The sequence below is a fragment of the Methylobacterium carpenticola genome, assembly GCF_042748905.1.
Taxonomy (GTDB): domain Bacteria; phylum Pseudomonadota; class Alphaproteobacteria; order Rhizobiales; family Beijerinckiaceae; genus Methylobacterium; species Methylobacterium carpenticola.
Map to the genome: position 1 here is coordinate 5063884 of NZ_JBHZEO010000001.1, position 19046 is coordinate 5082929.

Annotated in this window: 20 protein-coding genes and 1 tRNA gene; 15 read left to right on the forward strand and 6 right to left on the reverse strand. The window is 71.1% G+C overall.

All coding sequences use genetic code 11. The annotated features are described in order from the left end of the window. Positions 1-98 precede the first annotated feature (98 nt). Together mqo and ACE101_RS23500 are read right to left on the reverse strand one after the other, a co-directional pair. Entirely contained in the window at positions 99-1832 is a 1734-nt protein-coding gene (gene mqo / locus ACE101_RS23495) for a malate dehydrogenase (quinone) (protein ID WP_379134798.1), read from the reverse strand. Between the two features lie 474 nt (positions 1833-2306). Next, the gene (locus ACE101_RS23500) at positions 2307-4127 is read right to left on the reverse strand and encodes a chloride channel protein (RefSeq protein WP_379134801.1); all 1821 of its coding nucleotides are present in this window, start codon (positions 4125-4127) and stop codon (positions 2307-2309) included. Between the two features lie 200 nt (positions 4128-4327). On the opposite strand from ACE101_RS23500, the gene ACE101_RS23505 reads away from it, so the two are divergent. From ACE101_RS23505 to ACE101_RS23515, 3 genes are all read left to right on the forward strand, one after another. Then, positions 4328-4404, forward strand: a tRNA-His gene (locus ACE101_RS23505). A 135-nt stretch (positions 4405-4539) separates the two neighbouring features. Beyond that, the gene (locus ACE101_RS23510; RefSeq protein ID WP_379134803.1) at positions 4540-4725 is read left to right on the forward strand and encodes a hypothetical protein; all 186 of its coding nucleotides are present in this window, start codon (positions 4540-4542) and stop codon (positions 4723-4725) included. Between the two features lie 5 nt (positions 4726-4730). Next, positions 4731-5051 (forward strand): hypothetical protein, encoded by a 321-nt coding sequence (locus ACE101_RS23515; RefSeq protein WP_379134805.1) that lies wholly within the window; start codon positions 4731-4733, stop codon positions 5049-5051. Between the two features lie 139 nt (positions 5052-5190). Here ACE101_RS23515 and ACE101_RS23520 read toward each other — a convergent pair whose 3' ends face one another. After that, positions 5191-5382 (reverse strand): hypothetical protein, encoded by a 192-nt coding sequence (locus ACE101_RS23520; RefSeq protein ID WP_379134807.1) that lies wholly within the window; start codon positions 5380-5382, stop codon positions 5191-5193. A gap of 282 nt (positions 5383-5664) precedes the next feature. Then, positions 5665-5964 (reverse strand): hypothetical protein, encoded by a 300-nt coding sequence (locus tag ACE101_RS23525; RefSeq protein WP_379134809.1) that lies wholly within the window; start codon positions 5962-5964, stop codon positions 5665-5667. 177 nt (positions 5965-6141) lie between these two features. On the opposite strand from ACE101_RS23525, the gene ACE101_RS23530 reads away from it, so the two are divergent. From ACE101_RS23530 to ACE101_RS23545, 4 genes are all read left to right on the forward strand, one after another. After that, entirely contained in the window at positions 6142-6735 is a 594-nt protein-coding gene (locus ACE101_RS23530; protein WP_379134811.1) for a hypothetical protein, read from the forward strand. Positions 6736-6945: 210 nt separating this feature from the next. Further along, a complete protein-coding gene (locus tag ACE101_RS23535; RefSeq protein WP_379134813.1) occupies positions 6946-7329 on the forward strand; it encodes a phasin in 384 nt (127 codons plus the stop codon). A 61-nt stretch (positions 7330-7390) separates the two neighbouring features. Then, complete coding sequence (locus ACE101_RS23540; RefSeq protein ID WP_379134816.1) at positions 7391-7981, forward strand: hypothetical protein; 591 nt, start codon at positions 7391-7393, stop codon at positions 7979-7981. 10 nt (positions 7982-7991) lie between these two features. After that, entirely contained in the window at positions 7992-8258 is a 267-nt protein-coding gene (locus ACE101_RS23545; protein WP_379134818.1) for a hypothetical protein, read from the forward strand. Between the two features lie 224 nt (positions 8259-8482). Here ACE101_RS23545 and ACE101_RS23550 read toward each other — a convergent pair whose 3' ends face one another. Further along, a complete protein-coding gene (locus tag ACE101_RS23550; protein WP_379134821.1) occupies positions 8483-8749 on the reverse strand; it encodes a hypothetical protein in 267 nt (88 codons plus the stop codon). Between the two features lie 113 nt (positions 8750-8862). Continuing rightward, positions 8863-10899: an elongation factor G gene (locus tag ACE101_RS23555; RefSeq protein WP_379134823.1), complete on the reverse strand. Its 2037-nt coding sequence runs from the start codon at positions 10897-10899 to the stop codon at positions 8863-8865. A 173-nt stretch (positions 10900-11072) separates the two neighbouring features. Between ACE101_RS23555 and ACE101_RS23560 the strand changes: the two genes are divergently transcribed. From ACE101_RS23560 to ACE101_RS23595, 8 genes are all read left to right on the forward strand, one after another. Beyond that, positions 11073-12218 carry a CaiB/BaiF CoA transferase family protein gene (locus ACE101_RS23560; protein WP_379134825.1) on the forward strand — a complete coding sequence of 382 codons (1146 nt, stop codon included), beginning with the start codon at positions 11073-11075 and terminating at the stop codon, positions 12216-12218. Positions 12219-12247: 29 nt separating this feature from the next. Further along, positions 12248-13402 carry an acyl-CoA dehydrogenase family protein gene (locus ACE101_RS23565; protein WP_379134828.1) on the forward strand — a complete coding sequence of 385 codons (1155 nt, stop codon included), beginning with the start codon at positions 12248-12250 and terminating at the stop codon, positions 13400-13402. Beyond that, positions 13402-14283, forward strand: coding sequence for an HTD2 family dehydratase (locus tag ACE101_RS23570; protein WP_379134831.1), 882 nt, complete (start codon positions 13402-13404; stop codon positions 14281-14283). Before ACE101_RS23565 ends, ACE101_RS23570 begins: the two co-directional genes overlap by 1 nt. Before the next feature lie 105 nt (positions 14284-14388). Continuing rightward, positions 14389-15411 carry a TRAP transporter substrate-binding protein gene (locus ACE101_RS23575; protein WP_379134834.1) on the forward strand — a complete coding sequence of 341 codons (1023 nt, stop codon included), beginning with the start codon at positions 14389-14391 and terminating at the stop codon, positions 15409-15411. 391 nt (positions 15412-15802) lie between these two features. After that, a complete protein-coding gene (locus ACE101_RS23580) occupies positions 15803-16390 on the forward strand; it encodes a TRAP transporter small permease (protein ID WP_379134837.1) in 588 nt (195 codons plus the stop codon). Next, on the forward strand, positions 16387-17712 hold the full coding sequence (locus tag ACE101_RS23585; RefSeq protein WP_379134840.1) for a TRAP transporter large permease: 1326 nt from the start codon (positions 16387-16389) through the stop codon (positions 17710-17712). Before ACE101_RS23580 ends, ACE101_RS23585 begins: the two co-directional genes overlap by 4 nt. 80 nt (positions 17713-17792) lie before the next feature. Further along, positions 17793-18371: an NADPH-dependent FMN reductase gene (locus ACE101_RS23590; protein WP_379134841.1), complete on the forward strand. Its 579-nt coding sequence runs from the start codon at positions 17793-17795 to the stop codon at positions 18369-18371. Positions 18372-18584: 213 nt separating this feature from the next. Then, complete coding sequence (locus tag ACE101_RS23595) at positions 18585-18989, forward strand: hypothetical protein (RefSeq protein WP_379134844.1); 405 nt, start codon at positions 18585-18587, stop codon at positions 18987-18989. Positions 18990-19046 lie beyond the last annotated feature (57 nt).

Sequence of the window (19046 nt, forward strand, 5' to 3'; positions counted from 1 at the left end):
GCGCGTCTCCCGAGATGCCTGTTTCCTCCGCCCTCGCGCATCCGGGCGCGCGGGTCAATCGAAAGCCGCGCGCCCGTCCTCCACCCGATCCGCCCCGGTCAGGGCGCGAGATCGTGGACCGGCTCCGCAACGGCCCCGCTGTTGCTGTTCAGCACGGTGCTGCTGCTCGGAACGTTCGGCTTCAGCGCCGACCGGTCGATCTGCGGCGGCGCCGGAAGCTGCAGTTGCTCGCTCGTAGAGGCCCAGGCCTGGGCGACCCGCTCCGGATCGTCGTTCAGCCGCTGGCCGTAGCTCGGAACGATCTGCCGGATCTTCGCCTGCCATTCCGGCGTCGCGACGTTCGCGGCGAAGACCTTCTCCAGCACCTGCAGCATGATCGGGGCGGCGGTGGAGGCGCCGGGCGAGGCCCCGAGGAGCGCGGCGATGCTGCCGTCCTTCGCGTTGACGATCTCCGTGCCGAGCTTCAGCACGCCGCCCTTGTCCTTGTCCCGCTTGATGATCTGCACGCGCTGGCCCGCCTGCCACAGGCGCCAGTCCTCCTTGCGGGCCTTCGGGAAGTACTCGCGCAGGGCGGCGAGGCGGTCCTCGTCGGACAGCATCAGCTGCCCGGCGAGGTATTCCACCAGCGGATACTCGTCCAGGCCCACGCGCAGCATGGGCCAGACGTTGCTGGTGGTCGTGGAGGTGAGGAGGTCGAAATACGAGCCCTCCTTCAGGAACTTCGTCGAGAAGGTCGCGAAGGGGCCGAACAGGATGACGCGCTTGCCGTCGAGGACGCGGGTGTCGAGGTGGGGAACGGACATCGGCGGGGAGCCGACGGAAGCCTTGCCGTAGGCCTTCGCGAGGTGCCGCGTCGCCACGTCCGGGTTCTCGTTGATCAGGAACGAACCGCCCACGGGGAAGCCCGCGTAATCCTCGCCCTCCGGGATGCCGGAGGCCTGCAGGAGGTGCAGGGCGCCGCCGCCCGCGCCGATGAACACGAACTTGGCGTCGACGCTCTGCTTGGAGCCGTCCTTGAGGTTCCGGGAGGTCACGCGCCAGGACCCGTCCGCGTTCTTCGCGATGCCATCGACCTCGGTCGAGAGCCGCAGCTTGAAGTTCGGCTGGCCCTGCAGGTGGGACACGTACTGGCGGGTGACCTCGCCCCACTCGACGTCGGTGCCGAGCGGCGACCACGTGGCGGCGACCTTCTGCTTGGGATCGCGCCCCTCCATCATCAGGGGGACCCACTTCCCGATCTGCTCCGGATCGGCCGAGTATTCCATGCCGGCGAAGAGCGGGCTGGCCTTCAGCGCCTCGTAGCGCTTCTTCAGGTAGGCGATGTTGTCGTCGCCCCACACGAAGCTCATGTGCGGCGTGTAGTTGATGAAGGAATGGGGGTTCTTCAGAACGCCCTTCTTGACCTGCCAGGCCAGGAACTGGCGGGTCACCTGGAAGGCCTCGTTGATCTCGACGGCCTTGGCGATCTCGACCTGGCCGTTCTTCTTCTCGGGCGTGTAGTTCAGCTCGGCGAGGGCGGAATGCCCGGTGCCGGCGTTGTTCCAGCCGTTCGAACTCTCCATCGCCACGCGGTCCAGGCGCTCGACCATCTGGATCGACCAGCCGGGCTCCAGTTCGTTCAGCCACACGCCCAGCGTCGCGCTCATGATGCCGCCGCCGATCAGCAGCACGTCGACCTTGCCCTCCGCGGGCGCGGCCAGGGCGACCGGGCCCGGCAGAGCCGCCGCCGCCACGCCACCCATCGCGGCTGCGAGGATCTGCCTGCGGCTGAGCGGAAGGATGTCGTGCGAAGACTCTGCGGGACGGTGCTTGTTCCTGTCGTCGGCGTTCATCGATGAACCTCGTTCTCGCGCGCGCCCGCAATGTCCGGCGTCGCGCGTCTGGATTTGGACAATCATTGGATTGAAACGATCGGAATCCTGCCCTGCCCAGGGTTCAAGCCGTCCGTTCGGATTCAATCTCAAGACGCGGAAGATCAGCCGGCTGACAATCCAGCCGGCACTCGGCTTCCCTGAAGCGCCCAATTATCCTGGCATTACCTTAAGAAAGACCAGACAGCCTGAGCCGATCGAAGAGGCAGATGCTCTGCCCGCTTGCGCGGGGCGGCCCGACGAGGCGGTTGCGGCGCAATCGCAGACCGATCCCGGAAGCTGGAATGACGTTGGCGGCCGTCAGGGCGGGAAGACGCTGGCTGATTTGGCTCAGCGATTTGATGCCGGCCTCCCTAGACGATCGTGCCCGAGAGGACAATCGGGGCTGCCGGTAGGGCACGGCGCCGCGTCGGGAGCGGCCGGGGCGCTCCGACCTCACCCCACCTCGCCCACGGTGGCGGCGCGCTGGCGGTCCAGCTCCTCGCTGTAGCGGCGCAGGGTGTGCTTCTCGGTGAGCAGCCCGATCACGCGCGCGGTCTGGCGGCTCTCGACCACCGCCAGGGCCTCGCTCTCGGTGCGGTCGAACAGGGCGGCGGCCTCCTTGGCGTTCATCTGCGGCAGGAGCATGTCGCCGCGGCAGCGCAGGATGTCGGCCACCCGGGTCGCGCCGGCCTGCTCGTCGATGGGCGCCGCATGCGCCTCCGGCACCAGCACGATGCCCGCGTAGAGCCCCACCTCGTCGACGGCGACGACCTGGCTCGCCGAGCCGAGGGGGAAGCTGCGCCGGAAGGTGGCGAGCGTCGTGTCGGCCCGCACCGTGCGCACGTCGCGGCGCATCATCTGGCCGACCGTCAGCGTGCGGATCCAGCCGATGTCGTGGGCGCTGCGGATGCTCTCGCCGCGCAGGTGGAAGCGCCAGGTGGCGAAGGAATAGCCGAAGGTCTTGCGCACCGTCAGCGAGGAGGCGATCACCGCCACCAGCACGAGGGCCGTCACCGGGAAATCGCCGGTCATCTCCAGCGCCAGGAAGGTCATGGTGAGCGGCCCGCCGATCACCGCCACCGCGAGCGAACTCATGCCGACGATGGCGTAGGTGGTGGGGGGCAGCGCCGTGGCGATGAGGGGCGGCATCAGCACCGCGTAGACCTTGCCGGCGATCGCGCCGAGGAACAGGGAGGCGAAGAACAGGCCGCCCCGGAAGCCGGTGCCGATCGAGATCGCGGAGGCGAGCGCCTTGGCGCAGAACAGCCCGATGAGGGCGCCGGCCCCGAGCACCGGGCCTTCCTGCGCGAGGTTGAGATGCAGCGCCCCGTGCCCCGCCGAGAGCACCTGCGGCGAGGCGACGATGGCGAGCAGGCCGATCAGGAGGCCCCCGAGGGCGGGCCGCGCCAGGGTCGGCAGGCCGCTGCGCCGGACGCTCGCCTCGGCGAGCGTGACGGTCTGCATGATCAGGATGCCGAGGCCCGCGCAGATCAGGCCGAGCCCGATCGTCGGCAGGTAATCCCCCGGGCTCACGGGGGGCGTCGGGTCGAGGACGATGCCGGCCGGATGCGGCAGCACCGCCCGCGAGACCAGGGCGCCCACGAGCGCGGCCGCCACCACCGGCGTGAGCGACGCGATGGCGTAGGTGCCGATGATGAGTTCGAAGGCGTAGAAGGCCCCGGTGAGGGGCGCGTCGAAGGCCGCCGCGATGGCGGCGGCGGCCCCGCAGCCGACCAGCACGCGCATGTCCGAGCGCCGCAGCTCGAAGCCGAGGCCGAGGCGCGAGGCGAGGCCGGCGGAGATCTGGGTGTAGCCCGCCTCCAGCCCCACCGAGGCGCCGCAACCGTTCGAGATCAGGTTCTGCAGCGCGACGAGGGTGGAATCGCGCAGGCTGAGCCGCCCGCCATGCAGCGCGTTCGCCTCGATCGGGTCGACCACCGGGCGCCCCGGGACCCGCCGGAACCGGTTCCCGAACCGGATGGCGAGGCCGAGCACGATGCCGCCGATCACCGGCACGCTCAGCACCACGGCGGGCGCAAGGGAGGGCACGGCACTCAGGCGGCCATCCGCGACGAGGCCGTAGAACAGGCGGTGCAGCGCCTGCGTGGTCCAGGCCATGCCGCTGACCGCGAGCCCGGAGAGACATCCCACCACGATCGCGAGCCCGACGAGACCGACCTCGCTGCCGCGCACCAGGGCCCGCAGGCCGCCGGGAGCCTGCACGACGGGGCCGTCGGTGAGTGAGCGTCGGATCGTCTCGGGCTTCGCCGTCATCGGGCCGTCGGGATGGGCGTGCCGGGCCGCGGGAACCGGCCCGGGCGGCCCCGGGTGTTTAGGGGCGGGTCGGCCCCGGGTCGACCGGCATTTGTCGTCCGCCTGCTCAGCGCCCCCGCGTTTCACGATTTTCTGCCCCCCGATCGTGCGGACACGGCTTGTCAGAGCCCTCCGGGCGCATTACACAGCGCCCCACGTCGGCCGCCATAGCTCAGTTGGTTAGAGCGCTAGATTGTGGATCTAGAGGTCCCCCGTTCGAGCCGGGGTGGCGGTACCACCGACCCGGCCTCGCGCCGCAGGCGTCTCCGACGCGACCATCCCCGGACCGCACCGCCCTACATCAATCCGAATGCCGCGCTCTGCCGCGGGAACGACGTCGGCCGTGCTACGGTTCGGCAAGCGGAGGGACGTGATGGCCGATCCTGAACACACCGACGAGATGACCCAGGAAGAGGCGTTCCACATCCCCGACGAGGTCGCCGCCGCGCTGACCGAGTTCGCGGCCGTGGAGCAGCTCAGCCGGGGCGACGCGATCTGCACCATCCTCGCCGAGTACCTGCGCCTGAAGGGCTACCTGAAAGGGTGGCCGCGCGCGTGAGGGCGATGGTTCTTCTCGCTCTCCTCGCCGCGGCGGGGCCGGCCGCCGCACAGGATCGGGCGCTGGTGCTGCCCCACGTGGAAGGGGAGCGGCTCGGAACCATCGTCGGGCGGGCGATGGCCTGCGGCGCCCCGGAGGCGGAGACCCGGCGCGCCAGCGCGGCCGCCTCCGCGCGCCTGCGCGGGGCCGTGGGCGAAGCGGGATGGCGCGACCGGTTCCTGCCGGCCTTCAACGACGCCGTGGCGCTCGTCTCGCAGCTGCCGGAGGCCGATTGCGACCGGGCGCTGGCGGCCTTCAGTGCCCTGGAGCGGAACCCGGCGCCGTGACGGCGGGGGCAGTTCCCCGCACACCGGCATCCGCCGTCGCGCCGATCAGCCAGAGACCGAGGCCCGCGATCAGCATGAGCCTCACCAGAACGACGAGATCGTCGAACAGGCGGCGCATCGGGCTCGCCGGCGCCGTGCGTCAGGGATCGATGCCACGCAGCTGGATCTCCAGCCGCTCGATATCGTCCCGCAGCCGATCCATCATGCGCCGCGCCGCCGGATCGGCCGGAGCGGCCTCGGCAGCACTCGCGGCGGCGCGCAGGGATTCGCGCTTCGCCGTCAGGGCGAAGGAGATCTGGGCACGGGCTTCTTCGGGGGTGCGGGCCGACATGGGTGCCTCGGGATGGGGTGCCTCGGACGCGGCCGGAGCCCCATGCTCCGGCCCTGAAACCGGAACAACGGCCGGGAGGCCGCCAGGCTCCATCACGCCTGCCGGGCCGGGAGCCGGCTCGGCAGGCGCTCGCGGCCCGCGTCGCGATCCTCTCGCCCTTCGGTCGCCGCGTCCCTTCGCCCGGCTGGAGCCCGCCGGCCGCATCACCCCGACCGTGCCGGGCGTTTCCGCCCGGGCACCGGCGTCACCGCGCCGGTCGCGGGCGGATCGACGGATCGGGCGTCAGAGCGGAAGGGCGTGCTGGGGCCGCGACTGGGCGTAGAGGCTCGCACCCGCATCCGGCCCGACCACGCGCACGAGCGCCTCTTCGTCGCAGGTGCCGGCGATGCGCAGACCCAGCCGGTGGAGATGGTCCTTGTCGGTGCAGTAGGCGGCGAGCCGAGCCCGGCCGGTCTCCGGCACCCGGGCGACCAGCGCATCGACGTCCGACTCGCTCGCGCGGTGCAGGGCCGCCAGCAATTCGAGCGGAATCGGATATTGCGCGAAGGCCTTGGGCATCGGCCGGACCTGATTCTGAGCCATGGGCGATCTCCAGGGATTCGGGAGCCCGAGCTTCGCGCCGACAGGGTTAGCAGAGTGTTAAGACGGGCCGCCGGTGCATCCGAACGGCCTGCTCCGACAGTCGGTCTGGACGCACCTTGCCATCGACACAATAATCGCGACGCTTGAGAGGCGCACCGAACCCGGTGGCGATGCAGAATGATCGATGCCGAGACGGCGAATGCGGGCACCGTGAGCGAAGCGGCGATCCGCCAAGCGCTGACGGACTACCTTCAAAGCCAGACTTTCCGACGCTCTCCGAAGCTCGCTGCCTTCCTGTCCTTCATCGTCGAGGAGGAGTTGGCCGGGCGCGGCGACGCCATCAAGGCGTATACGATCGCCACGCGGGCCCTCAATCGCTCGCCGAGCTTCGATCCGGCCAACGATCCGAGCGTGCGGGTGGAGGCCGGCCGGCTGCGCCGCGCCTTGGAGGAGGCCCAGAACCAGGAGGGCGCCGCTTGGCCGGTGCGCATCGTGGTCCCGGTGGGCGGCTACCGCCCGATCTTCGAGCCGCGCAGCGGGACGGCCGCGCCCGAGCGGCCTGAGCCGGTGCCCGTCCGGCCGGAGACGGCTTCACCGCCCGAGCCCACGCCCGAGCCGGCCCCCATCTTCGACACCCGCGGCCAAGCCATCATCGCCGGGCTCCTGACGGCGATCCTCCTGCTCCTCGCCGTTCAGGTGGGCCTCAAGCTCCACGGCCTGTACGGCAGCGCGACCCGGCCCGTGCCGGCGGATGACGGCCGCCACCGCTGATCCCGCGGACGCGTGGCGGCAGCGCGGGGCGAATTTCCCTTCGCGGGAAAATGCTCTAGCGTCGCGGGCCGGACGGCTCCCGGCAGGCTCCGTCCGCGGTGCGGCTCCTCCGGCGCCGGTCGGTTGACACCCGCATCGCACTGCAACATAGTTCTGCTGCGTCGCACAACAGCACGGCGGCCTGCGGCAGGACCTTCGGGGGAGACGACCATGACGAACAAGGGCTTCGAGATCCCGAACGAGGTGCGCGACAGCGCCGAGAAGGGTCTCCAGCAGGCCAAGAGCGCACTCGGCAACCTGCTCGGCACCGCCCGCAAGTTCGCCGAGACGGTGCAGACCTCGACGGAGACGGCTCAGACCAAGGCCGGCACCGCGGTGACGAAGGGCTTCGACTACACCGAGCAGCACCTCGCCGCGACCTTCGACCTCGCCGAGAAGCTCGTGAAGACCCGCGACCTCAAGGAGGCCATGAACCTCCAGAGCGAGTACATGCGCAACCAGATCGCCGCGCTCCAGACGCAGGCGAAGGAATTCACCACCTTGACCGAGGAGGCCGCCAAGGCCGCCGCCGACAAGGCCACCGGCAAGGCGTGACGGATCAGGAGCGCAGCCCCGCCCGGCATCGCGGATGCCGAGCGGGGCGCGGGACCGCGCGATGACGAACGGACGCAGAGGACGCCCCGAGAAGCCGCCCCGGCGGATCCGCGGCCAAGCCGGGGGCTCGGCCCTGGCGCAGAACGGGCCGCCCGCCGCGGAGGCACCGGACCGCGCCCCTGCGGACGAAGCCGCGGCGATGGCCGTCGCCGGCCAGCAGCCGGAGGCTGCGGCTGTCGCGATCGAGGCGGCGCCCGTGCCGGTCGATCCTGAGCCCGAACCCGAAACGGCGCCGCCCGAGGCCGCCGAGGCGCCGGATCCCGTGGACGCGACGGTGCCCGCGGCTCCGCCTCCCGTGCCCGAAGCGCCCGTCCCGGTGCCGATGGCTCGGGAGACCGCCGCGCCGGAGGCCGAGGAGTCGAAGCCGTCCATCGCCGGTCCTTCGGGACTTGCCGCGATGAACCTCCGCCTCCTCACCTTCATGCAGGACGAGATGACGGCCGCCTTCGCCCATTGGAGCGCCCTGCGCGAGATCCGGGCACCGGGCGATGCGGCCCAGTTGCAGCTCGCGGAATTCAACCGCCGCCTCGCCGCGGCGATGGACTGCTGGCGCGACCTCGCGCGCCTCGCCCTCGGCTCCCGCACCATCTGAGAGACGCTTCATGTTCGGACCGTGGTACGCGGCGACGCTGCTCGCCATCGAGTCGCAGACGGTGATCGCGCTGCGCCTCGCCGCCCTCGCCGCGGGCGGTCCGGCCGCGCGCCGCGAGACCGAGCGGATGATCAACGAGAAGATCGGCGCCGCCGTGGAGGCCGCCGACACCCTGCTGACCGGCGGCACGCCCGACGCGGTGATCGCCCGCTACCGCGAGCACGTTCAGGCCAACGTGACGCGCCTGAGCGCGGACAAGCCGGTCCTGCCGGCCTGACCGGAACGAGGCGCTGCCGGCTCCTCGTTCCCGCATCATCGCCGCCGAAAAGGCGGCGGCTTCGGCGAAGGATGCTCATACGGCTTCCGATTGATCGCTTGGCGATGGCTGCGCCATCGCTTGCGCGATGCGCAAACCGGCTTCGCTCAGGCGTGCGCGGAGCCCTGCTCCGCGCCGCGCCGGCCGATGATACGCCTTCCAGACGCGATCGTCCGGAAACCCTATCAGTTGATCTGGCAGAAGCCCCTGCCGCTGCCGACCACACGCCCGTCCGCGCACCAGGGCTTGGCGGGCTTGGCGAGCGGCAGGGTCGTGCCGGTCGTCGTCGGAATCGGCCCGTCCTCGGCGGAGGCGGTGCGGAGCCGGGGCGGCACGGCCGGCGCCGCCTCGCCCGCGGGTTGCGGGGTGGCCTCCGCCCGCAGATCCCCCGCCTCGGCCGCCCGGCCGGCGAGCAGGCAGGCAAAGGCCGCCATCAGAAGACCCGTCCGCATGATCTCCTCCACCATCGGAGCGGGAGACTGGCGGAGGAAGTCTTAACGCCCGGTCTTGCCGATCCGCCGCAATCGCGCGACCGCGATCGAAGCCTGTGGATGGCGGGGCCCGATCAGCCCGCCCTGCGCACCGGCTGGCCTGCGCGGACCGCGTCGGCGGACCGCCCGGTCAGCTCGGCCCGGTGATCGAAGCGCGCCGTGTAGTGGCCGACGCCGGCCGTGGCGGAGCGCAGCTCCACGATGAGGCCGTTCATCTCCGCCTCCGGGATCAGCGCCTCGACCTGATCCCAGCCCGTCCAGCCGGGCCGCGCGTCGAAGCCGAGGATCTGCCCGCGGCGGGCGGTGACGAGGCCGGTCGCCCGCGCGGTGGCCGAACTCGGCACCGAGAGGGTCACGGCGAGGATCGGCTCCAGCAGCACCGGCCCGGCCTTGGGCAGGGCGTCGTCGAGGGCGAGCCGCGTCGCGGCCTGGAAGGCGGCGTCGGAGGAATCCACCGCGTGGGCGGCCCCGTCCTTGAGGGTCACGGCGATGTCCTCGACCGGGAAGCCGAGGGGGCCGCGGGCGAGGGCGGCCCGGGCGCCGGCCTCCACCGAGCCGATATACTGACGCGGCACCGACCCGCCCACCACCTCGTCCTCGAACCGGAAGCCCTCGCCGCGCGCGAGCGGCCGGACCGTGATCGCCACGTCGGCGAACTGGCCGTGCCCGCCCGTCTGCTTCTTGTGGCGCCCCCGTGCCACCGCGCCGCTCCGGATGGTCTCGCGGTAGCCGACCCGCGGCCGGTCGAGATCGACGCCGATGCCGAACCGCGCGCCGAGCCGCTCCACCGCCACCCGCAGATGCATCTCGCCCTGGCCGGTGAGCCGCATCTCGCCGAGATCGGCATGCTGCTCCAGAGAGAGCGCCGGATCCTCCTCCAGTACCTTGGCCAGGGCCCCGGCGAGACGCACGTCGTCCTTGCGGTCGCGGATGCGCAGGGAGACGGCATGGACCGGTTCGAGGGGCGGCAGCGCCACCAGGGCGGCGGGCGCCTCGTTCCCCACCGCCACGGTCTCCGCGGTGGCGATGCCTTCGAGCTTGGCGAGGCCCGCAACCTCGCCCTCCCGCGCCTCCGGCACCCGGGCTCCCGCGGCGCCGGTGAGCGTCATCAGGCCGGCGATGCGGGCCTGGTTCCCGCCGCTGCCCGTCACCCCGTCCCCCTCCCGCAGCACGCCGCGCAGGACGCGCGCCACCGAGAGCTTGCCGCCGAAGCCGGCATGCAGGGTCTTGACCACCTGCGCGAGGCCGGGGCCCTCCGGCGCGACGCCGAGCCGGGCGCGGGTCTCGGCGAGGCCGGGCGCCTCGTGCCGCAGGGCCTTCAGCAGCCGCGTCACGCCGTGCCCGTGCTCCGCCGCGCCGAACAGCACCGAGACCACCTGCCCCTCGCGCAGCTCCCGGGCGAGATCCGCGAAGACGCGGTCGCGCGCGGGCTCCACCTCGGAGATCAGGTCCTCCATCAGCGCATCGTCGTGATCGGCGAGGCGCTCCAGCATGGTGAAGCGCTCGGCCTTCTCGCGCGGCCACTCGCCCTCCGGCAGGGCGACAACCTCGCTCGGGGCCTGCTCGCGGTAGACGAAGGCCCGCTCCAGGGCGAGGTCGATGAAGCCGACGGCCTGCTCCCCCTGCCAGAGCGGGATCTGGCGCAGCAGCAGCGGGACGCTGGAGGCGGGCTGGAGCAGGGCGAGGGCGTCCCGCAGGGAGCCCGGCGTCGCATCCGCCTTGTTGATGAACAGGAGGCGCGGGATGCCGGCGGCTTCGAGGTCGCGCAGCACCAGTTCGAGGGCCGGCCGCTTGCGCTCGTCCGCCTCGCAGACGACCACCGCCGCGTCGCAGACCGGCAGAGCCGCGCGCATGTCGTGCGCGAACTCCACCGAGCCGGGACAATCGATGAAGGTGAAGGTATCGCCGAGGAAGCTCACGCTCGCCACGGCCGGCTCCACGCTCATGCCGTGGGCCCGCGCCTCCGCCGAGACGTCACCGGTCCGGTTGCCGCTCGCCGCGCGGCCCGGGCGGTCGATCGCGCCCGTGCGGTGCAGGATGGCTTCGAGCAGGGCGGTCTTGCCGCTCTGGAACGGTCCGACGATCGCGATGCACCGGGTTTGCCCAGCCACGTGACGCCTCCTCGACCTGTGCGGCCCGTTGATTGGGCACTTAGCCAATGAGTTAAGCACCGGGTCCGGTTCAGGGCAATCCTTCGCCGAAGGCCGCGATCGGGCCGGCCGCGGGATTGGACAGCGGCCCGACGCCGTCGCATGGTCCCTCCCAACGAGAACCGGGAGGAGCGATGACGGATGCTGGCGGATCGGGCGCGCGGCCGCTCGACGGGATCACGGTGCTCGCGCTCGAACAGGCGGTGGCGGCGCCCTACTGCTCCTCGCGGCTGGCCGATGCCGGCGCGCGGGTGATCAAGGTCGAGCGGCCGGAGGGCGACTTCGCCCGCGGCTACGACGCCGCGGTGGGCGGCCTGTCGAGCTACTTCGTCTGGCTCAACCGGGGCAAGGAGAGCCTCGTCGCCGACATCAAGGATCCGGCCGATGTCCGCCTCCTCCACGCCATCCTGGCCGAGGCGGACGTCTTCATCCAGAACCTCGCGCCGGGCGCGGCGGAGCGGGCGGGCTTCGGCTCGGAAGCCCTGCGCGCGGCCCATCCCCGGCTGATCACCCTCGACATCACCGGCTACGGCAGCGGCCATGCCTACGCGCAGATGAAGGCCTACGACCTCCTGGTCCAGGCGGAGAGCGGGCTCGCCGCCATCACCGGGCATCCGGCCGGGCCGGGCCGGGTCGGCGTCTCGGCCTGCGACATCGCCTGCGGCATGGCGGCCCACGCCGCGGTGCTCGAAGCGCTCATCGCCCGCGAGCGCACCGGCCGGGGCTCCCGGCTGTCGGTCAGCCTGTTCGACGGCATGGCCGACTGGATGAACGTGCCGCTCCTCTACTACGAGGGCACCGGCCGGGCGCCGCAGCGGGTCGGGCTCGCCCATCCGTCGATCTGCCCCTACGGCGCCTTCCGCACCGCCGACGACGGCCTCGTGCTGATCGCGATCCAGAACGAGCGCGAATGGGCGGCCTTCTGCGCCGGCGTGCTCGGGGAGCCGGACCTCGCGACCCGCGCGGGCTACCAGTCGAACACCGTCCGGGTGGCGAACCGGCCCGAGGTCGACGCGCGGGTGGCGGCGGCCTTCGCGGGGCTCACCCGCGACGCGGCGGCCGAGCGCCTGCGCGCGAGCGGCACCGCCTACGGCTTCGTCAACGAACTCGCCGACCTCGTCACCCATCCGGCCCTGCGGCGCGTGAGCGTGGAGACGCCCGCCGGCTCCGCCCGCATCGTCGCCCCGCCCGCCCTGATCGACGGAAGCAGCCGGCCCCTCGGCCCGGTGCCGGCGATCGGCGCGCAGAGCGACGCCATCCGGGCCGAGTTCGGCCGCTGAAGCTCGCCGCTGAAGCCCTTGGAGACCCCATGACCGAGACGACCTATCCGGAGATCCGCGAGGCGGTGCAGAAGCTCTGCGCCCGCTTCCCGGGGGAATACTGGCGCGCCCTCGACCGGGAGATGGCCTATCCGACCGCCTTCGTGACCGCGCTCACCGAGGCCGGCTACCTCTCGGTGCTGATCCCCGAGGAATACGGCGGCTCCGGCCTGCCGCTCTCGGCCGCCGCGGCGGTGCTGGAGGAGATCCAGCGGGCCGGCTGCAACGGCGGCGCCTGCCACGCCCAGATGTACACGATGGGCACGGTGCTGCGGCACGGCTCGGAGGCGCAGAAGCGGCGCTACCTGCCGGAGATCGCGTCGGGCGCCCTGCGGCTCCAGGCCTTCGGCGTCACCGAGCCGACGAGCGGCACCGACACCTCCGCCCTCAAGACCACCGCGCGGCGCGACGGCGACCACTACGTCGTCAACGGCCAGAAGATCTGGACCAGCCGGGCCGAGCATTCCGACCTGATGCTGCTGCTCGCCCGCACCAGCCCGGTCCCGGAGGGGGGCAAGCGCACCGAGGGGCTCTCCGTCCTCCTCGTCGACATGCGCGAGGCGCTCGGGCGCGGCCTCACCATCCGGCCGATCCGCACGATGATGAACCACGCCACCACGGAGGTGTTCTTCGACGACCTGCGCGTGCCGACCGGGAACCTGATCGGCGAGGAGGGCAGGGGCTTCCGCTACATCCTCTCGGGCATGAATGCCGAGCGCATCCTCATCGCGGCCGAATGCGTGGGCGATGCCAAGTGGTTCATCGACAAGGCGACGGCCTATGCCAAGGACCGGCGGGTCTTCGGCCGGCCGATCGGCCAGAACCAGGGCATCCAGTTTCCCGTCGCCACGGCCTACGCCCATATGCGCGCCGCCGAGCTGATGGTGCGCGAGGCCCTGCGCCTCTACGAGGCCGGCACCAATCCGGGGCCGGAGGCGAACATGGCCAAGATGCTCGCCGCCGACGCCTCGTTCGAGGCGGCGAATGCCTGCATCCAGACCCATGGCGGCTTCGGCTTCGCGGAGGAATACGACGTGGAGCGCAAGTTCCGCGAGACCCGCCTCTACCAAGTGGCGCCGATCTCCACGAACCTGATCCTGTCCTACCTCGCCGAGCACGTGCTCGGCCTGCCGCGGTCGTACTGATGCCCGATCTCGACATCGACCACCTGCGCGGCTGGATCGGCCGCACGCGCGTCGTGGAGGATCTCGTCACGCCCCGCCTCGTGGCGGAGTACCGGGCGACCCTGGCGCCGAACCTCGCCCCGGTGGGGGAGGGGGAGGGGGAGGCGCCGCTCGCGCTGCACTGGTGCCTCGCCCCCGAGACACCGGCCGCCGACACGCTCGGGCCGGACGGCCACGCGGCGAAGGGCGGCTTCCTGCCGCCGGTGCCGCTGCCCCGGCGGATGTGGGCCGGCGGCGAGGTCGAGACCCTCGCGCCCCTGCGCCTCGGCGACCGGGTGATCCGGCGCGAGACCGTGGCGGACGTCGCCGTGAAGGAAGGCCGCACCGGCACGCTCTGCTTCGTCACCGTGCGGCACGAATACGAGACGCCGCGCGGGCTCGCGATCCGCGAGCGGCAGGACATCGTCTACCGCGAGGCGAGCCGGCCGGGCGATCCCCCCGCCGCGGCGCCGCCCGCGGCCCCCGCGCTCCCGGGGGCCGATCTCGCCTGGAGCGTCGCGGCGACGCCGGTGCTGCTCTTTCGCTACTCGGCCATGACCTTCAACGGCCATCGCTTCCACTACGACTTTCCGTACGCGACGCAGGTCGAGGGCTATGCCGGCCTCGTGGTGCACGGGCCGATGCAGGCGAGCCTGCTCCTCAACCTCGCGGCCTCGCTCCTCGGGCGCCCTCCGGCCCGGTTCCGCTACCGCGGCGTCTCGCCGATGATCGCGGGCCAGACCTTCACGGTGGCCGGCCGCCGCGAGGGCGGCGGCGTCTCCGGCTTCACCGCGGACGCCGCCGGCCGCCGCTGCATGGAAGCGGAGAGCTTGCAGGTGGAGAACTCGGAGGCGGAGAGCTGACGCGTCGGCGTTGAGCGATCGTCGCATTGCGCCCTGCCGGCCCGCCTGCCAGGGTCGGCAACGAGAACAGGGCCGGAGCACCGGCCGGAACCACGAGGAAACGCCATGTCCCGCTCCCCCGGCCGTCTCGGGCCGCTCTCCCGCCGCGCGCTCTGCGCCGCGGCCACGCTGCTGATGCTCGGCGGCGGCGCCGTCGCACAGGCGCCCATCGTCATCAAGTTCAGCCACGTCACCGCCCCCGACACGCCCAAGGGCCGCGGCGCCGACAAGTTCAAGGAGCTGGCCGAGAAGTATACCGGCGGCAAGGTCAAGGTCGAGGTCTATCCCAACTCCCAGCTCTTCAAGGACAAGGAGGAGGTGGAGGCGCTCCAGCTCGGCGCCGTGCAGATGCTCGCGCCCTCGCTCGCGAAGTTCGGGCCGCTCGGCGCGAAGGAGTTCGAGGTCTTCGACCTGCCCTACATCCTGCCCGACAAGGCGGCCCTGCGGCGGGTGACGGACGGCGCCCTCGGCAAGCGCCTGTTCGAGAAGCTCGAATCGAAGGGCATCACCGGGCTCGCCTACTGGGACAACGGCTTCAAGATCATGAGCGCCAACAAGCCGCTGCGCCAGCCCGCGGATTTCCGCGGCCTCAAGATGCGGATCCAGTCCTCGAAGGTGCTGGAGGCGCAGTTCCGCGCGCTCGGCGCCATCCCGCAGGTGATGGCCTTCTCGGAAGTGTACCAGGGCATGCAGACCGGGGTCGTGGACGGCTCCGAGAACACGCCCTCGAACATGTTCACGCAGAAGCACCACGAGGTGCAGAAGTTCGCGACCCTCTCGGATCACGGCTATATCGGCTACGCGGTGATCACGAACAAGAAGTTCTGGGACGGCCTGCCGGCGGAGGTGCGCGGCCAGCTCGACAAGGCGATGGCGGAGGCGACGACCTACGCCAACGAGGTGGCCGGCAAGGACAACGCCGACGCGCTTTCGGCGATGAAGGCCTCGGGGAAGATCACCTTCATCGACCTCACCCCGGAGGAGAAGGCGGCGTGGCGCAAGGCGCTGGAGCCGGTGACCGCCGAGATGACGAAGCGCGTCGGCAAGGACGTGATCGAGGAATTCCAGCGCGAGGCGCGCACGCAGTAGCGGGTGTCCCGTCGGGACGGACACGCTTCCCCTCTCCCGGGCGGGAGAGGGGCTAGAGCATTTTCCGACGAAGTGGATCCCGGTTCGTCGCAGAAAATGCGGTAAAATCAAAGACCTAGAGCGGCGCCTGATTGCAACGTGATCGGGCGCCGCTCTAGGGGTGAGGGACGGACGCGTCGGCAGGAAGCCTGAACCGTACCGCCGCCCCGCTCGCCGCTTCGCGCCCGACCCCGAGGCCGAGCCACCCTCACGCGGGCGTTCAGGCCCGTGCGCGATCCTCGATCGCCTGCCCCTCTCCCACCCGGGAGAGGGGTCCCGCGAGCGTCCGGCGAGGTCCGGTCGCTGGCGCCGTGCGAACCGCCCCGCCCCATCCACCCCAGGTCCTCAACCGATGATCCTGCTGCGCGTCCTCGACCGCCTGGAGGAGATCCTGATCGCGAGCCTGATGGCCGCGGCGACGCTGCTGATCTTCGTCGCCGTCGTCCATCGCTACGCCTCGGGCATCGATCTCCTGTTCCCCATCACCCAGGCGATCCACCTGTCCTGGGCCCAGGAACTCTGCATCTACATGTTCGTCTGGATGGCGAAGTTCGGCGCCGCCTACGGCGTGCGCACTGGCATCCATGTCGGGGTCGACGTGCTGGTCAACCGGCTCGATCCCCGCCTCCGCAACAAGGTCATCCTGTTCGGGCTCCTCTGCGGGGCGCTGTTCACGGCGATCATCGGCACGATGGGCTGGAAGTTCGTCCTCGGCCTCGTCGATACCGACCAGACCTCGCCGGACCTCGAGATCCCGAGCTGGATCGTCTATCTGGCGATTCCGCTCGGCTCCTACCTGATGTGCTTCCGCTTCCTGCAGGTGGCTTGGAGCTTCGCGCGCACGGGCGAGCTGCCCCACCACGATCCCGGCCACGTGGAGGGCGTGGTCGAGAGCCCGCAGGCCGCCCGCGATCTCGCCGCCGAGGAGCGCTCCCGATGAACGCCGCCGTCATCTTCGGGCTGCTCATCGCCCTGATGCTCACCGGCATGCCGATCTCGATCGCGCTCGGCCTGTCGGTGCTCACCTTCCTGTTCGTGATGACGAGCGTCCCGATCGAGGCGGTGGCGCTGAAGCTGTTCACCGGGATCGAGAACTTCGAGATCATGGCGATCCCGTTCTTCATCCTGTCGGGCAACTTCCTGACCCATGGCGGCGTCGCCCGGCGGATGATCAACTTCGCCACCGCGATGGTCGGCCACTGGTACGGGGGCCTCGGGCTCGCCGGCGTGATGGCCTGCGCGCTCTTCGCGGCGATCTCCGGGTCGAGCCCGGCCACCGTGGTCGCCATCGGCTCGATCATCCTGCCCGCCATGGTGGCGCAGGGCTTCCCCAAGCGCTTCGGCGCGGGCGTGATCACCACCTCGGGGGCGCTCGGGATCCTGATCCCGCCCTCGATCGTCATGGTGATGTACTCGGTGGCGACGAGCGGCGCGGTGGTGTTCGGGCCGGACGGCAACCGGGTCTCCTCGGCCTCGATCTCGACCCTGTTCGTGGCCGGCGTGGTGCCGGGGCTGATGCTCGCCGCGCTCCTCGGCTTCACCACGTGGTACCGGGCGCGCAAGCACGATTATCCCCGCATGCCGCGCGCCTCCTGGCGCGAGCGCTGGGTCGCCTTCCGCAAATCCGTGTGGGGGCTCCTGCTGATCGTGCTCGTCCTCGGCGGCATCTACACGGGCGCCTTCACGCCCACCGAGGCCGCGGCGGTGAGCGCCGTCTACGCCTTCGTGATCGCGGTCTTCGTCTATCGCGACCTCACGTGGCGCGACGTGCCGCGGGTGCTGCTCGATTCCGCCAACATGAGCGCGATGTTGCTCTACATCATCACCAACGCGGTGCTGTTCTCGTTCCTGATGACGAGCGAGCAGATCCCGCAGGCGATGGCGAGCTGGATCACCGGGGCCGGCCTCGACTGGATCGTCTTCCTGCTCATCGTGAACCTGCTGCTGCTGATCGCCGGCAACGTGATGGAGCCGTCCTCCATCGTGCTGATCATGGCGCCGATCCTGTTTCCGATCGCCGCCAAGCTCGGCATCGATCCGGTGCATTTCGGCATCCTGATCGTCGTCAACATGGAGGTCGGCATGTGCCATCCGCCCGTGGGGCTCAACCTCTACGTGGCGTCCGGCATCACCAAGATGGGCATCACGGAACTCACCATCGCGGTCTGGCCCTGGCTGCTGACCATGCTGGTGTTCCTCGTGATCGTGACCTACGTGCCGGCGATCTCGCTCTGGCTGCCGCGGCTCCTCGGGATGATGTGAGGGAGCGGCGGCCCGGGATCCCCTTCGGCGGGAAGCGCTCTAGGTCCGTCGGCGGATCCGATCGTCCCGGAGTACCCGCCATGGTCCTCGTCGTTCCCGTCATTCTCGGCAGCGTCCGCCATGAGCGCCACGGCCTGCGCGCCGCCCGCTACATGGTCCGGGCGCTCGAAGCCCGCGGCCACGAGGCGCCGCTCGTCGATCCGGCGGCCCTCGCGCTGCCCCTCCTCGACCGGATGTACAAGGAATACCCGAAGGGCGAGGCCCCCGCGGTGCTGGAGACGCTCGCCGCCACCTATCGCCGGGCGGACGCCTTCGTGATCGTCTCGGCCGAGTACAACCACAGCATCCCGCCGGCCCTGTCCAACACGCTCGATCACTTCCTGGAGGAGTATTTCTGGCGGCCCTCCGCGATCGTCTGCTACTCGGCCGGCCGCTACGGCGGCGTGCGGGCGGCGATGCAGCTGCGGGCCATGCTGGCCGAACTCGGCATGGCGAGCATTCCCTCGCTCCTGCCGATGCCCGAGGTCCAGAAGGCCCTCGATCCGGACGGCGCGCCGCTCCAGCCCTGGCTCGACAAGAGCGCGGGCCGCTTCCTCGACGAACTCACGTGGTACGCCGAGGCCCTGCGCGCGCGGCGGCAGGGCGGCACGCCCTATTGAGGGCTGGACCCTGATCCTTCGCGCAGGGTTCCGCAGGGCCCGCGCGGCACGGAAGCCACCCCGCCAAGATGCGGCCATGATGAGCAAATCCTGCCTGCCGCCGGTCAACCGCAAGAGCCTGTTAAGGAAGCTTCGCCATCGTTGAGGCTGTCTCCGACCTGTCGATCGGGACGTACCGGGTTCCGGCCCGGCCTCACGCCTGACGAGGATCCGATGTCCGTACTGCGTTTCCGCTCCTCTCCCGCCGGCTTGGCCGTGGTGGCCCTCGGCGGCTTCGCCCTGTTCGGATGGGGCGCGTTCGGCGTGACGGCCGCCGGGCAGCGCAGCCTCGAAACCCGCCTCGCGCAGGCGGAGAGCGACCGCGACACCCTCCAGGCGTGGCAGAAGCAGTTCCGCGACGTGGAGACCGAGCTGCGGGAGATGCAGGCCAAGGTCGGTGCCACCCGCGATGAACTCGCCCAGGTCACGGCCACCCGCGAGAAGGCGAAGGCTCAGCTCGCCGCCACCCAGCGCGACCTGACGGCGATCACCAAGCGCCTCGATCAGGCCCGGGAGAAGGCCACGCAGACGACGGGCAGCCTGCCCGCCGCGGACCCGGCCAAGAAGCCGGCCCGCTGATACGGTTTCCGGAAGATCACTTTCGGAAACCGTATCACGAGCCCGCGCGGCGCCTGA

What these genes read in the sequence shown, in the direction of transcription:
- mqo (WP_379134798.1), bottom strand. Translation starts at nt 1,832, where the DNA reads ATGAACGCCGACGACAGGAACAAGCACCGTCCCGCAGAGTCTTCGCAC.
- ACE101_RS23500 (WP_379134801.1), bottom strand. Translation starts at nt 4,127, where the DNA reads ATGACGGCGAAGCCCGAGACGATCCGACGCTCACTCACCGACGGCCCC.
- ACE101_RS23510 (WP_379134803.1), top strand. Translation starts at nt 4,540, where the DNA reads ATGGCCGATCCTGAACACACCGACGAGATGACCCAGGAAGAGGCGTTC.
- ACE101_RS23515 (WP_379134805.1), top strand. Translation starts at nt 4,731, where the DNA reads ATGGTTCTTCTCGCTCTCCTCGCCGCGGCGGGGCCGGCCGCCGCACAG.
- ACE101_RS23520 (WP_379134807.1), bottom strand. Translation starts at nt 5,382, where the DNA reads ATGTCGGCCCGCACCCCCGAAGAAGCCCGTGCCCAGATCTCCTTCGCC.
- ACE101_RS23525 (WP_379134809.1), bottom strand. Translation starts at nt 5,964, where the DNA reads ATGGCTCAGAATCAGGTCCGGCCGATGCCCAAGGCCTTCGCGCAATAT.
- ACE101_RS23530 (WP_379134811.1), top strand. Translation starts at nt 6,142, where the DNA reads ATGATCGATGCCGAGACGGCGAATGCGGGCACCGTGAGCGAAGCGGCG.
- ACE101_RS23535 (WP_379134813.1), top strand. Translation starts at nt 6,946, where the DNA reads ATGACGAACAAGGGCTTCGAGATCCCGAACGAGGTGCGCGACAGCGCC.
- ACE101_RS23540 (WP_379134816.1), top strand. Translation starts at nt 7,391, where the DNA reads ATGACGAACGGACGCAGAGGACGCCCCGAGAAGCCGCCCCGGCGGATC.
- ACE101_RS23545 (WP_379134818.1), top strand. Translation starts at nt 7,992, where the DNA reads ATGTTCGGACCGTGGTACGCGGCGACGCTGCTCGCCATCGAGTCGCAG.
- ACE101_RS23550 (WP_379134821.1), bottom strand. Translation starts at nt 8,749, where the DNA reads ATGCGGACGGGTCTTCTGATGGCGGCCTTTGCCTGCCTGCTCGCCGGC.
- ACE101_RS23560 (WP_379134825.1), top strand. Translation starts at nt 11,073, where the DNA reads ATGACGGATGCTGGCGGATCGGGCGCGCGGCCGCTCGACGGGATCACG.
- ACE101_RS23565 (WP_379134828.1), top strand. Translation starts at nt 12,248, where the DNA reads ATGACCGAGACGACCTATCCGGAGATCCGCGAGGCGGTGCAGAAGCTC.
- ACE101_RS23570 (WP_379134831.1), top strand. Translation starts at nt 13,402, where the DNA reads ATGCCCGATCTCGACATCGACCACCTGCGCGGCTGGATCGGCCGCACG.
- ACE101_RS23575 (WP_379134834.1), top strand. Translation starts at nt 14,389, where the DNA reads ATGTCCCGCTCCCCCGGCCGTCTCGGGCCGCTCTCCCGCCGCGCGCTC.
- ACE101_RS23580 (WP_379134837.1), top strand. Translation starts at nt 15,803, where the DNA reads ATGATCCTGCTGCGCGTCCTCGACCGCCTGGAGGAGATCCTGATCGCG.
- ACE101_RS23585 (WP_379134840.1), top strand. Translation starts at nt 16,387, where the DNA reads ATGAACGCCGCCGTCATCTTCGGGCTGCTCATCGCCCTGATGCTCACC.
- ACE101_RS23590 (WP_379134841.1), top strand. Translation starts at nt 17,793, where the DNA reads ATGGTCCTCGTCGTTCCCGTCATTCTCGGCAGCGTCCGCCATGAGCGC.
- ACE101_RS23595 (WP_379134844.1), top strand. Translation starts at nt 18,585, where the DNA reads ATGTCCGTACTGCGTTTCCGCTCCTCTCCCGCCGGCTTGGCCGTGGTG.